This window comes from Flavobacteriaceae bacterium HL-DH10 (assembly GCA_031826515.1).
In the GTDB taxonomy this organism is placed as follows: domain Bacteria; phylum Bacteroidota; class Bacteroidia; order Flavobacteriales; family Flavobacteriaceae; genus Thalassobellus; species Thalassobellus suaedae.
On the sequence record CP134536.1, the window covers coordinates 3,401,645 to 3,415,507 of the forward strand.

Here is a 13,863-nt window from a genome sequence, read left to right on the forward strand (position 1 = left end):
AATTCATTATTTTGAACCTTAATTTTATATCAATTCTTCAATAATTCATTTTTTTTATTAACTAAAACGTTATAGTTTTGCATGTCATATTAAAATATCATAATTGCTATCGTTTTATAGTTTTTGTTTAGTAATTTTACCTCAAAATTTAGAAACTTAATGCCAAAAACAATAAAAAAACTTGCTGTTTTAACATCTGGAGGAGATTCTCCAGGAATGAATGCAGCCATAAGATCTGTAGTTAGAGCATGTGCATATCATAATGTTGAATGTATTGCTGTTTACAGAGGATATGAAGGCCTAATGGAAGGGGATTTTAAAGCTATGGATGCTCGTAGTGTAAGGGGTATTATTAATAAAGGTGGTACGATTTTAAAATCTGCACGCTCTAAAGCTTTTAGAACTAAAGAAGGCAGACAACAAGCCTTTGAAAAACTAGTAGCGGCAGAAATAGACGGATTAGTAGTTATTGGTGGTGATGGAACTTTTACCGGAGCCATGATTTTTAATCAAGAATTTGATTTTCCAGTGATGGGAATCCCTGGTACTATTGATAATGATATTGTAGGAACCTCTCATACACTTGGCTTTGATACTGCTTTAAATACGGTAGTAGATGCTATTGATAAAATACGTGATACTGCAAGTTCACATAATAGACTATTTTTTATCGAAGTAATGGGACGCGATGTTGGACATATTGCTCTTAACGTAGGTATTGCTGGTGGTGCTGAAGAAATTCTAATTCCAGAAGAAGATTTAGGTTTAGATAGACTTGTAGATTCTTTAAATAGAAGTAGAAAATCGGGTAAATCATCGAGTATAGTGGTGGTTGCTGAAGGTGATAAAATAGGTAAAAATATTTTTGAACTTAAAGATTATGTGGATGAAAACATGGAAGGCTATGATGTTAGAGTGTCTGTACTTGGGCACATGCAACGTGGTGGTGCACCGTCATGCTTTGATCGTGTTTTAGCCAGTAGAATGGGTGTAAAGGCAGTCGAGTCTTTATTAGAAGGTAAAACCACTTATATGGTTGGACTTATAAATAACAAAATGGAACTAACACCCTTAGATAGTGCTATCAAAGGAAAAACAAAAATAAACTTAGAATTATTGCGTGTCTCAGATATTATGAGCACTTAACATTTATAAACAAGAATATGTCAAAATTAAAAATTGGAATTAACGGATTTGGAAGAATAGGTAGAATTGCTTTTAGAGTAGCAGCTTCTAGACCAGATATTGAAGTAGTTGGAATTAACGATTTGTTAGATGTTGATCATTTAGCTTATTTATTAAAATATGATTCTGTTCACGGACAATTTGATGGAACCATTTCTACAAATAATGGTAACTTAGTAGTTAACGGAAATGAAATTAGAATTACAGCAGAACGTAACCCAGAAGATTTAAAATGGGATGCTGTTGGAGCTGATGTTGTTTTAGATTGTACAGGTATCTTTACAACTTTAGAAGGTGCTCAAAAACACATTACTGCTGGCGCTAAAAAAGTAGCAATTTCTGCACCATCTGCTGATGCACCTATGTTTGTTATGGGGGTTAACCATAAAGATATTACTGCTGCTGATACTATTGTATCTAATGCATCTTGTACAACTAACTGTTTAGCACCACTTGCAAAAGTAATTCACGATAAATTTGGTATTGTTGAAGGATTAATGACTACAGTTCACGCTGCAACTGCAACTCAATTTACAGTTGATGGACCATCAAGAAAAGATTATAGATTAGGTCGTGCATCTTTAAACAACATCGTTCCTGCTTCAACTGGAGCAGCTAAAGCTGTTGGAAAAGTAATTCCTGAATTAAACGGAAAATTAACTGGTATGGCTTTTAGAGTTCCTACTGTTGATGTATCTGTTGTAGATTTAACATGTCGTTTAGAAAAAAGCGCATCTTGGGATGAAGTTAAAGCTGCTTTAAAAGAAGCTTCTGAAGGTGAGTTAAAAGGTATTTTAGGATACACTGAAGAAGGTGTTGTATCTCAAGATTTTGTATCTGAGCCTAAAACAAGTACGTTTGATGTTAACGCAAGTATGGCATTAAATGACAACTTTGTAAAATTAGTATCTTGGTATGATAATGAGTTTGGTTATTCAACTAAATTAATTGATTTAGCTCAACATATCGGTTCTATCTAATATATTATTAATTTAAAACTCCACAAAAAGTACATTAAACTGTATGTTTGTGGGGTTTTTTTTATTTTCAAGCTTATGATTTTAATTGTTGATAGTGGTTCTACAAAATCTGATTGGATCGCCGTAGATAATAATGGAAACCAATTATTAGAAAAAATGCGCACAAAGGGACTTAACCCTGCCATTTTAACGGAAAAGAAACTTCATAAAATAATTAAAAGTGACGAGCATTTAAAGAGTAATAGAAAGATTGTTTCTCACGTCTTTTTTTATGGTGCAGGTTGTGGTACAGAAAAACCTAGAGAGCTATTAAAAGAGGTGTTACAAGAAATATTTGTTAATGCTCATGTAGAAGTTAACGAAGATACTTTGGCTGCTGTGTATTCAACAATTAATCATCCAAAGGAAGCTGCTGTTGTTTGTATTTTAGGAACAGGCTCTAATTGTAGCTATTATGATGGCGAAGTGTTACATCAACGTGTAAACTCTTTAGGCTATACACTTATGGATGACGCTTCTGGTAACTATTACGGTAAGCAACTTATTAGAGATTATTATTTCAATATGATGCCAGAAGATGTGAAAATAGCTTTTGGAAGTAAGTTTAATATGGAACCTGATTATATAAAGTATAATTTATATAAACAACCCAATCCTAATGCTTATTTAGCAAATTTTGCTGAATTTATGTTTTTGCATAAGGATTCAGAATATACTATCGAACTTATAAAAAAGGGTATTCGTTTATTTGCAAATACTATGATTTTTCAATACAAAGAAGAATTAAAAAATGTTCCTGTACATTTTGCAGGCTCTATAGCTTATTTTGCTCAAGATGAAATTAAACAAGTTGCAGAAGAAATGGGCTTTACTGTCGGTAATTTTGAACGTAGACCTATTGAAGGTTTAGTAGGGTTTCATACAAAAGACCTATAATAACTTTAGATTAATAAAAAGAAAAAAACCTTTAAGCATGAAATATGTTTAAAGGTTTTTTTCTTTACTTCCTTCCGTAATCTTGCTATACAACTCAAAAGAGTCTTCAACAGAGTACAAAATGATTAATTTTCGCTTCAATCAAAAAAGTTTGAACGAGTTCTTTTGTAAATTTGAGTCTAAATAAAAAGTTTAAAAATTTTTGGAGACACATATAGCCATTTACATTTCTAATAACGACGATAAGCATAAACTTCTTGAAAGCATTCAAACAAAAGCTCTAGTAGGCAATTTAACAAATTTGAAAGGCGCACTGTTTTCAGAAATAGCTTTAAATAAATTTATTTTAGAGGAAACGCGTCACGGACATTTTGATGTAACCACACAGACTAAAAACAGTTTAAAAAATTCGTCTCAAGGCGAGCGAAAAAAGGCCTTATTAAACCATATTATAGCGAAAAATCCAGAATACATTATTGTTGACAATGTTTTTGACAGTCTGGATGTAAACGCTCAACAAACCATTCAAAACACTTTAGAACATTTAAGTAAGTCTACATTAATTATCCAGATTACCAATAGAAAACGCGATCTTTTACCGTTTATAAATACTATCTATCACTGGAAAGAAGGGAAACTGGAATTGCTTAACACAATGGATGTTTCTAAGCAAAAAAAGATATTTATAGAAGATTTACCACCACCATACAATCCTATTGATACTAACGTAGAAAACTTAGTAAAGCTTAACAATGTAACAGTAACTTATGGCGAACGTGTTATAGTCAATGCTATTTGTTGGGAAATTAAACCAGGAGAGTTCTGGCAATTAATTGGTCCTAACGGATCGGGTAAAAGCACATTGATAACGCTTATAACTGGCGATAACCCCAAAGGGTATTTACAAGACATGGTGTTGTTTGGGATGCAAAAGGGGAGTGGCGAAAGTGTTTGGGAAATAAAAAGAAACATCGGTTATTTTTCTTCCGAAATGTTACGAGGTTTTATGCGTTCAGATTCTATTGAAAATATGATTATTTCTGGATTTCTGGATTCTATAGGATTGTATAAATTTCCGTCGGACAGACAAATTTTAATAGCGCATCAATGGTTACGCATTTTAAATATGTATGAAATAAAAGATAAGAGTTTTCAGTTTTTATCTGACGGGCATAAACGCTTGGTATTAATTGCAAGAGCCATGGTAAAACAACCGCCATTACTTATTTTAGACGAACCTACTAACGGACTAGATGATGCTGATGCCGAAATATTCGCAGAATTGGTCAATAAAATAGCCACCGAAAGCACCACAGCCATTTTGTATGTATCCCACAGAAACGAAGAAAAGCTTCTTAAGCCAGATTTTATTTATGAGTTAGAACCAGAACAAACGGGTTCTGTTGGAAAGTTAATAACTGTTTAATGTTTTTTTGTAATAAAAAACGTGGTTTATTGTAAAGTTTTATCTTTACAGTATAACAGTAACAAAAACTTACTATATCCTGACTTATTTAGGGGATATGAGTAATAAAAGTTACTATATAACAAGTTAGCCACCATTTGACAATCAACCTAGATATGGAAATAAATTTTCAAGGAAAATACAAATCAATTACAAGCTTTAATTGGACTGAAATTCCAAATTTTGTAGTTATAACTGGTCCTAATGGAACAGGTAAATCTCAATTACTAGATTTAATACATAACACGATTATCAATAAAAATAGAACTACTGAAAGAGTTTCAATAATTGGAAAATCTATAAAACCTAATGAAGTAACCTTTCTTAAAGGCGAATGGCAATTACAAAATACCTCTCACGTAAATCTCTCCAACATTCAGCAACAAATGGATGCTCATTATAATAATTTTAAAGGAGGTAATTATCGTCAAATTCAACCTAATCAGATACATATTTTTTCAGCTTGTCAAGAAATTATACGGAAAACAGGCAAACAATTTAATCAAATATCAAAAGAAGAATTCTATGAAAATTTTCCAGAAATATTAATTGAACAAGAAAGTCAATTAAGTCAAAAAATTGGAGAGGTCTTTTATAATTACCGCTTATCAGAAATAGAACTATTAGCAAACAAAAAAAAAGAAGAAAATATTAAGCTTGAGATTGGAGAAAAACCTTGGGTTGTTCTTCGTGAAATAATTAGAGAATCTAAACTCCCTTTTGAAATTAATGACCCTTCAACAAATGGCTTTAGAGATGGCTTTCAATTAAAACTTACCCATCAAATTTTAAATGAGGAAGTTAATTTTAATGACTTATCTTCAGGAGAAAAAGTACTAATTTCTCTAGTCTTTTATTTGTACAATTCCCAAGAGAAAAAGCTTTTTCCAAAATTACTATTACTTGATGAGCCTGATGCTCACTTACACCCTTCAATGTCACAGCAGTTTTTAAACGTTGTTAAGAATGTTTTAGTAGATAAGTTTGGAGTTCAGGTTATTATGACTACTCACTCTCCTTCAACAGTTATGCTTGCTCCAAATGATTCTGTTTTTGAAATGTCCAGAGTTGAACCAAGAATAGCCAAATCTCCATCTAAAAATCATTCAGTTTCTTTATTAACAGCAGGATTGGTTTATGTTGGAGAAGGAACTAAATATTTTTTAGTCGAAGATAGCGATGATGTTTCGTTTTATTCTTTTGTTTATAATCAATTAACCTTGGAAAATATAATTAATGCAGATATTCCCTTGGTGTTTATTTCTGCTTCTACTAAAGACAAATCAGGGGGAAAAGATGCTGTACAAAATTGGGTTACAAAACTTCAAGAGTCTGGAATAGTAAACATTATTCACGGTCTAATTGATGCTGATAGTGGAAACATAACATCTGATGGTGTATATAAAATAGATAGATATAGTATTGAAAATTACTTGACTGACCCAATAATTGTATATGCAGCTCTTATAGATAAAGAAGTGAATCCTATAATTGATGATGTTAACTTTTCTGTTGGAGAAGAATACAAACTTAAATCCTTATCAGCAGAAATTTTGCAAAAAGTTGCAGATTCAATTATTTCAGACATAGAGCCTGATTTGGTCAATATTTTTACTGATTTTAATCAAAATACAGAGACAGAAAGAATTGAAATTGAGTATTCCAATGGAATTAAATTGAGTTATCCGAAATGGTTATTTACAAGGCGCGGTAAAACAATTTTGAATGAGGCTTATAATAGGAAATATACTAGTCGAGTGATAAATTTCACGACATTATTTAAAGCATTAAGAAAACTAAATTTGTTTCCTAAAGACCTAATTGACAAATTGAATGAAATAAAAAACGGTTGCTAACATTGTATAAAAATAATGCTTAAGTTTAATCCTAAATCAAAAGGTTAGTGCGTATTTGGTCACTCTGATTTTCCTTCGGAAAATCCTCGGACACAAAACCGCACTATTCTTATACGAGACATAAATCATAAAATTGGATAAGAAATGAGTCAATCAGCAAAAAGTGTTTTCATTTATGCTATCTATTTGTCGCTTATTGGATTAATGCTATTATTTGTACCTAATGTGTTACTTAACTTATTTGGTATCGAACCTACTAGTGAAGTTTGGATTAGATTTGAGGGGATTTTATTAATGGCAACTGCCATCTTCTATTTCATTGGTGCCAAATATGAGCTTATTTTGATTTTGAAGACAACTGCTTTTATTCGATTTACAGTAATTGTTTTCTTTACTGCATTTGTGATGCTAGAATTAGTATCTTCTAGAATAATAATAATCTCTGTAATAGACTTTTTAGGAGGTGCTTGGACCTATTTAATGTTAAAAAAAGAAGGACATTTTGCCCGAAATAAAAAATAAACTATCCTGACATTGAAATGAAAAAATAATTGCTAATCCAACATGCGTATTATAACAAATAGAAAAGTATTTTTTAAATATCAGTGGCAGGTCTAATATCTACTGCCACATGCATTTTGTTTTTACCGGTACTGTAAATAACGCCTTTAAGTGGTGGTACATCGTAATAATCGCGTCCGTAAGACACGGTAATATGTTGGTTTTTTGGTATTTGGTTGTTGGTAGGGTCGAAGTCAACCCATCCAAAGCTTGGTATGTATAATGAAAACCATGCATGAGACGCATCGGTGCCCACTAATTTTTCTTTTCCAGGAGGCGGTAAGGTTTCAATATAACCACTTACATATCTGGCAGGCAACCCAACCGAACGCACACAGGCAATAGCAATTTGAGCAAAATCTTGACACACACCTTTTTTATCTTGTATAACATCATGTATGGGTGTGGCAACATTGGTCACTTGGGTATTAAACTCAAATTCGGTATAAATACGTTGCATAAGCTCGTATGCAGCTTCAAAAATAGAACGTTCTGGTTTAAACGATACTTCGGCATAGGCTCTAATTTCTGGTGTAATTTTAGCCACTAGAATAGATTCTAAAATAAATTGCTTGATATCTAATAATTCTGGGTCAGCTTTTTTTAAACTTTCTAATGCTTCGTTTAAAGTAAGGCTTTTACCTGTTTCAGAATCGTTTATATTAGGTTCTAAAGTGTAGTCTCTTTCAATTTTACTAAAAGCAGTTACTTCTAGTTTTTTATGATGTTGTTGTATAGAAAACCGTGTCACAGTATTACCAAAAAAGTCTAATTTCTCTGAAAATTCGGTAGGTGTAGGGCTTATTTCTAAACGGTAGTCTAAAACCTTTTGTCCAAGCATATGCTTAGGCTTTAAAGTGGCTATGTTGTGACAAAATGTAACGCCACTTTCATAATTATAACTTGTTGTATGTGATATTTGAAAGGTCATTTTACGAAAGTGGGAAATTTTGATTTACCAATTGTTTTTGTTGATAAGCGTGATTGAAATACGTATCGGAAACCGCTAAAGAGGTTTCGTGTAATAAGTCACTTAATTCTGCTAATACATCATCAAGATTTTGTCTTAAAGTTCTATCATGATTCAATTCTAAAAGCGAAATGACATTTAAATTTTGAATTTTAGTATTGGCCTCAGAAATATGTTTTTTACATATAGAAATACTTTCAGAGTTTTCAGAATTTGGTAATCGGTCTATATCTTTTTGTATACGTCTAATTTGATAAGTTAAAGATTTTGCATACTCTTTATCTAGTAAAATTAAATTAATAACATTTTCTATATTTAAGTAAGACCGGTAACTGTATCTATAAATATTTAGACTTTCATGACTTGTAAGTAAGGATTCTAAAATGTCGTATTGTACCTGTTCATCTAGGTTAAAAACAAGTAAAGAACGGCATTTAGCAACGTTCATCATGGCTTGTTCAGATTGTAAACCAATAAAATACAGTAACAATCCTTGGCTTACTAAAATGCTTTCTTCAATAAGTCCCATAAAGGCAATTAAACGCGTAATAATGCGGTCTAGTAATTTTGAAAGATCGGCGATAGTGTATTTGTCGTCTTCTATAAATTTTCGCCATTGCTTTTTTATGCCATCAAAAACACGCCACATATCTTTAGACCATAAGCTTCGTAAGGAATAATAAGCATTGTTAAAGCTTGATAAGGTTTGAGCAAAGCTTCCAGGTCTGTTTTCGTCCATTATTAAAGAAATAATTTCTTTAAGCGGATTTTTTAGAACGTCTTCGGAACCTTTTCCAACAAAACCAGGAAATGTTGAAGTAATATGTGTTATTGATTGATATAGAAAAACTAAACTTTCGGATTCATTACGTTCATTATATTCTACATTATTCATTCTATTAAGCACCATGCGTAAATACCTAGCAGTAACAAGAGCTCTACCTAAATAGCGTCCCGACCAATATAAATTTTCGGCGGTATTACTAGGTAAATCATTGATATCTGAAATGGAAATTCTACAAGAACTATCCCATGAATAATTTTGAATATTGGTTTGTGTATCGTCTGAAACCACCCAAAAATCCTTACTTATACCACCACGTTGATTAGATACAAATAAGTTTTCGCGTTCGGCAGCAACACGTACTAATCCACCAGGCATTACACTATAACTGTCATTTTTAGCGATAGCAAAGGTTCTGCACATAATTTTTCTAGGCTCTAAAATATCTTCTACAAGATTTGGTGCCGTAGAAAATGATATTTTTTCTTGAGCTACAAATTGGTAAGGCGCTAAGAGAATTTCTTTTTTTAATGCGTTTAATGCTTTTTTATCTAGAAATTCACAGAAAAAAATGTTTTCTCTATTCGATCGATCGATACGTTTAACTACTAATTCTTTTAAATGGTTTAGTACATAATCACGTTCTTTCTTTTGTCCGCACCACCAAGAGGCTATTTGAGGCAATATTAAATCTTCTTTAAAGAAATATTTGCAAATAACATTCATAAAAGGAATGAGTCCAGAATTTTCTAAAATACCACTTCCTACAGGGTTTACTATGGCTACTTTTTGTTCTCTAACAACATCTAATAAGCCAGCAACACCCAAATAAGAATCTTCTCGAAGTTCTAACGGATCCATAAAAACATCATCTACACGTCTTAAAATCACATCAACTTGTTTAAGTTGTTTTAAGGTTTTCATCCAGAGTTTACCATTTCTAACCACTAAATCGTTGCCCGTAACTAATGGATATCCTAAAAACGATGCCATATAAGCATGTTCAAAATAGGTTTCATTATGCGGTCCTGGTGTTAAAATAACAATGTTAGGATTCTCTTTATTTTGTGGAGCCGCTTCAATAAGCATTTGATTAAACTCATAAAAAAACTGAGAGGGTTGCTTCACATTAATATCTTGAAAAATATTAGGCACCACTCTACTTAAGGAGTATCTGTTTTCTAAAGCATAGCCCATACCAGAAGGGGCTTGCGTTCTATCGCTTACAACCCACATCCGACCATCTGGTCCTCTAGCTAAATCTGCCGAATAAATCAGTAGATTTTTAGACGTTTTATATTGAATTTGATCACATTGCCTTAAAAATCCGCGATGTGCAAAAATAACTTCTTGTGGAATGATACCGTTTTTTATAAGCTCACGCTTACCGTAAATATCTTTTAAAATTAAGTTTATTAATTCGGCCCGTTGGGTAATGCCTTTTTCTATAGTTTTCCATTCATCTTGGTGTACAAGAAATGGCACAATGTTTAGATTCCAGGTACGTTGCATCCCTTTGGGGTCGTTATAAACATTATATGTAACCCCATTTTCGTCCATTAACCAATTAATTTCGTCTTGCTTAGCTAATAAATTTTCTTTTCCAATTTGGGTAAGATTACTAAGTAACTTTTCCCAATTGGAATTAATAGACATATCAGATTTCAATACTTCATCATACTTTTTGGCATTAGAAAAATAATTTCGAAATAATATATTACGATCTATAATCATGTATTAATAAAGGTATGCTATTTTTTTCTTAAATCGAGTGTATATGGGAATTCAAAATTTATTGGAAGTTCTTTATAACTGAACTTTTTAGAACTACCTTGTTTTTTTACTGTTTTTGAACCCGAATTATCTTGATTTATTATTTCTTTTTCTGCAATATCACCTTGGGTATGACCAAATTCCCAAAAACGATTGATTCTTCTTGATTCTGCTTCAAAACTGTTTATTGGATAGCTTTCGTATGATCGTCCACCTGGATGAGCAACATAATAAGTACAGCCGCCAATAGAGCGCTTATTCCATGTATCAATTATATCGAACACTAAAGGGGTGTCTGGCTCAATCGTTGGATGTAAAGAAGAATATGGATTCCAAGCTTTATATCGCACTCCTGCAACATATTCACCTTTAACTCCTGTATTATTTAATTGTACTTTAACCCCATTACAGGTTAGTACAAAACGTTCTTCAATAAAATGATTCACCTTTACTTGTATACGTTCTACAGAAGAATCTACATATCTGGCAGTACCACCACCTGTCATTTCTTCTCCTAAAACATTCCAAGGTTCTATGGCAGCCCGTAATTCTAAATGGATGTTGTTAATTTCAACCATACCATGGAGCGGGAATCTAAATTCAAAGAACGGATTAAACCAATCTTCTTTAAACGGATAACCTGCTCGATTTAGTTGGTCTACAATATCTTTAATATCTTCTCTTACATAATGTTCTATTAAAAATTTATCATGTAATTCTGTGCCCCAACGAACCAAATCATGCTCGTAAGGTTTGTTCCAGAACCATGCTACCAACGTTCTAACTAAAAGATTTTGCATCAAACTCATTTGTGGATGCGGAGGCATATCAAACGCACGAAGTTCTAAAATACCTAACCTTCCTGAGGATGAATCTGGAGAGTATAATTTATCGATACAGAATTCAGCACGATGTGTATTTCCTGTTAAATCTGTTAATAAATGACGAAATAATCGATCGGTTAACCAAAAAGGCACTTCGCCATTTTTAGGAATTTGACTGAAAGCAATTTCTAGTTCGTATAGGTTTTCCATACGAGCTTCGTCAATTCTAGGTGCTTGACTGGTAGCTCCAATAAACGCTCCAGAAAACAAATAAGAAAGTCCCGGATGATGTTGCCAAAAGGTAAGCAAACTTCTTAATAGGCTAGGTCTACGAAGTAGCGGACTATCGGCAGGGGTTAAGCCTCCTAGTGTTACGTGGTTTCCTCCACCTGTACCTGTATGTTTTCCGTCTAGCATGAATTTCTCTGTTCCTAGACGTGATTTTTTAGCGTGTTCGTATAAAGTTAACGTATTATGCGTAAGCTCTTCCCAGTTTTTTGCTGGATGTACATTAATTTCAATAACACCCGGGTCTGGTGTTATTTTCATAGACTCCAACCTATGGTCTTTAGGTGGATCATAACCTTCTAAAACAATGGGGATATTAAGTTCTTTAGCAGTAGCTTCAATTGAAGCGATTAAGTCTAAAAATATTTCAGCAGAATCTAAAGGTGGTAAAAACAAGTATAGTTTCCCATCTCTAATTTCTGAACATAATGCAGTTCGTATGAAAAACATATTTTGGCTTTCTTTAGGACCATTCGTTTCAATGTCTTCATAGCGTGTTTTAGCTACTTTTTTAAAGCTAGGTAGCCTTCCTTTTGTTGAAAAATTATCAGGATCGTATTTTGGAAACTCTCCATGTTCTGGTTTTTTAATCAAGGAATCTAGAGGTAATCGTAAACCAATAGGGGAGTTCCCTGGAATTAAAAACAAATGATTTCTTCTAAAACTCCAGTCGCAGGTATACCAAGTGCCCATAGAGTTGTTTAATGGTAAAACATAACCAACCGTTTTAGATTTGCCATCATTTAAAATCTCCTTTAACTTATTTTTTACTAATAAGGCACCATCATCTTTTGTTGGGTCAATGTCTACGGGTAATTTACCTTCTTCCCACATAAAATAAAAGGCATCTTCATAGGTGGGAACTAAATGTTTGTCGGAAATGCCTAAATACTTTGTTAGTGTTTCTAAGAATTTTTTATCGGCATCTTCTGGAATCTCAGTGTTTTCAGAGAATAAAGAGAATAGGTTTTTATTATGCCAAATGTTTCTACCATCTTTTCTCCAGCATATTTCAATAGACCAACGTGGTAAAGGCTCTCCTGGATACCATTTACCTTGAGCTTGATGTAGAATACCTCCTTTACCAAATTCATCATACAATCTAGTTGACAAATCTTTAGCCAAGGCTCTTTTGTGTGGACCGTCGGCATCGGTATTCCATTCGGGAGCCTCCATATCGTCAATAGAAACAAAGGTTGGCTCTCCACCCATGGTAAGACGGACATCGCCTTTTTCTAGTTGTTTTTCAACTTTAAAACCTAGTTTATATATAGCATTCCATTGTTCCTCTGTATACGGTTTTGTAACTCTTGGTGATTCGAAAATTCGTTTTACAGAATTCTCAAATTCGAATTCTGTTTCACAAACATCTGTGGCACCAGAAACAGGTGCTGCACTTTCAAATGAAGGTGTGCAGGCTAGAGGAATATGACCTTCGCCAGCTAATAAACCAGACGTGGCATCAAAACCTATCCATCCAGCACCAGGCAAATATACTTCTGCCCAAGCATGTAAATCGGTGAAATCTTCTTCAGGACCAGAAGGACCGTCTAAAGACTTTTCATCAGATTTTAATTGTACTAAATAACCAGATACGAAACGAGCTCCAAATCCTAAATGGCGTAATGTTTGAACAAATAACCAAGCATAGTCTCTACAAGAACCGTTTTTTTGACCTAAGGTTTCTTCGCAAGTCTGCACCCCAGGATCCATTCTAATGTTATAATTTAAATATTCATATATTTTTCTATTGATATCTATTAAAAAGTAAATGGTTTTTCTAGGCGTATAATCAATAGTTTTAATAAAATCCTCTAACAACGTACCTTTATCGGTAATTTCAAGATAGGGTAATAATTCTTTTTTAGTGGTTTCTTTGTATGTAAACGGATATTCTTCAGCATATTCTTCAACAAAAAAATCAAAAGGATTAATGGTTTTTAAATCGGCTATAATTTCAACATCAATAGATAATTCTGTTGTTTTTTCAGGAAAAATTAATCGTGCCAAATAATTTCCGAAAGGATCCTGTTGCCAATTAAAAAATTGATTCTCTGGCGTAATTTTAATTGAATAAGCTTCAATAGGTGTTCTACTGTGTGGTGCAGGTCGTAATCTAAATATATGTGGTGAAAGTGATACAGGTCTATCGTATTTGTATGTTGTTTTATGAGAAATTACAATTTTTAACGCCATAAATTGTGTGATTTAGATTAAATTGAGCAAAATATATTAACATAA

General features: G+C 32.9%; 9 protein-coding genes. 6 read left to right on the forward strand and 3 right to left on the reverse strand.

The genetic code is table 11. From position 1 onward, the window contains the following. Positions 1-159: 159 nt before the first annotated feature. The 6 genes from pfkA (at position 160) to RHP49_14455 (ending at position 6,944) form a co-directional block, all read left to right on the forward strand. Positions 160-1,146 carry a 6-phosphofructokinase gene (gene pfkA / locus RHP49_14430; protein ID WNH12078.1) on the forward strand — a complete coding sequence of 329 codons (987 nt, stop codon included), beginning with the start codon at positions 160-162 and terminating at the stop codon, positions 1,144-1,146. A gap of 17 nt (positions 1,147-1,163) precedes the next feature. Beyond that, entirely contained in the window at positions 1,164-2,165 is a 1,002-nt protein-coding gene (gene gap, locus RHP49_14435) for a type I glyceraldehyde-3-phosphate dehydrogenase (GenBank protein WNH12079.1), read from the forward strand. Between the two features lie 75 nt (positions 2,166-2,240). Further along, a complete protein-coding gene (locus RHP49_14440; GenBank protein WNH12080.1) occupies positions 2,241-3,101 on the forward strand; it encodes an N-acetylglucosamine kinase in 861 nt (286 codons plus the stop codon). 202 nt (positions 3,102-3,303) lie between these two features. Next, the gene (locus RHP49_14445; protein ID WNH12081.1) at positions 3,304-4,527 is read left to right on the forward strand and encodes an ATP-binding cassette domain-containing protein; all 1,224 of its coding nucleotides are present in this window, start codon (positions 3,304-3,306) and stop codon (positions 4,525-4,527) included. A gap of 155 nt (positions 4,528-4,682) precedes the next feature. Next, positions 4,683-6,422: an AAA family ATPase gene (locus RHP49_14450; protein ID WNH12082.1), complete on the forward strand. Its 1,740-nt coding sequence runs from the start codon at positions 4,683-4,685 to the stop codon at positions 6,420-6,422. 144 nt (positions 6,423-6,566) lie between these two features. Continuing rightward, positions 6,567-6,944, forward strand: coding sequence for a hypothetical protein (locus RHP49_14455; GenBank protein ID WNH12083.1), 378 nt, complete (start codon positions 6,567-6,569; stop codon positions 6,942-6,944). A gap of 73 nt (positions 6,945-7,017) precedes the next feature. On the opposite strand, the gene RHP49_14460 is transcribed toward RHP49_14455, so the two are convergent. Genes RHP49_14460 through RHP49_14470 form a run of 3 tightly spaced genes read right to left on the reverse strand, consistent with a single transcriptional unit; the run spans position 7,018 to position 13,818 of the window. Next, on the reverse strand, positions 7,018-7,914 hold the full coding sequence (locus tag RHP49_14460; protein ID WNH12084.1) for a transglutaminase family protein: 897 nt from the start codon (positions 7,912-7,914) through the stop codon (positions 7,018-7,020). A 1-nt stretch (position 7,915) separates the two neighbouring features. Beyond that, complete coding sequence (locus RHP49_14465; GenBank protein ID WNH12085.1) at positions 7,916-10,471, reverse strand: circularly permuted type 2 ATP-grasp protein; 2,556 nt, start codon at positions 10,469-10,471, stop codon at positions 7,916-7,918. A gap of 17 nt (positions 10,472-10,488) precedes the next feature. Beyond that, positions 10,489-13,818 (reverse strand): transglutaminase family protein, encoded by a 3,330-nt coding sequence (locus RHP49_14470; GenBank protein WNH12086.1) that lies wholly within the window; start codon positions 13,816-13,818, stop codon positions 10,489-10,491. Positions 13,819-13,863 lie beyond the last annotated feature (45 nt).

Coding starts and splice junctions, on each gene's coding strand:
- pfkA (WNH12078.1), top strand. CDS start 160: ATGCCAAAAACAATAAAAAAACTTGCTGTTTTAACATCTGGAGGAGAT.
- gap (WNH12079.1), top strand. CDS start 1,164: ATGTCAAAATTAAAAATTGGAATTAACGGATTTGGAAGAATAGGTAGA.
- RHP49_14440 (WNH12080.1), top strand. CDS start 2,241: ATGATTTTAATTGTTGATAGTGGTTCTACAAAATCTGATTGGATCGCC.
- RHP49_14450 (WNH12082.1), top strand. CDS start 4,683: ATGGAAATAAATTTTCAAGGAAAATACAAATCAATTACAAGCTTTAAT.
- RHP49_14455 (WNH12083.1), top strand. CDS start 6,567: ATGAGTCAATCAGCAAAAAGTGTTTTCATTTATGCTATCTATTTGTCG.
- RHP49_14460 (WNH12084.1), bottom strand. CDS start 7,914: ATGACCTTTCAAATATCACATACAACAAGTTATAATTATGAAAGTGGC.
- RHP49_14465 (WNH12085.1), bottom strand. CDS start 10,471: ATGATTATAGATCGTAATATATTATTTCGAAATTATTTTTCTAATGCC.
- RHP49_14470 (WNH12086.1), bottom strand. CDS start 13,818: ATGGCGTTAAAAATTGTAATTTCTCATAAAACAACATACAAATACGAT.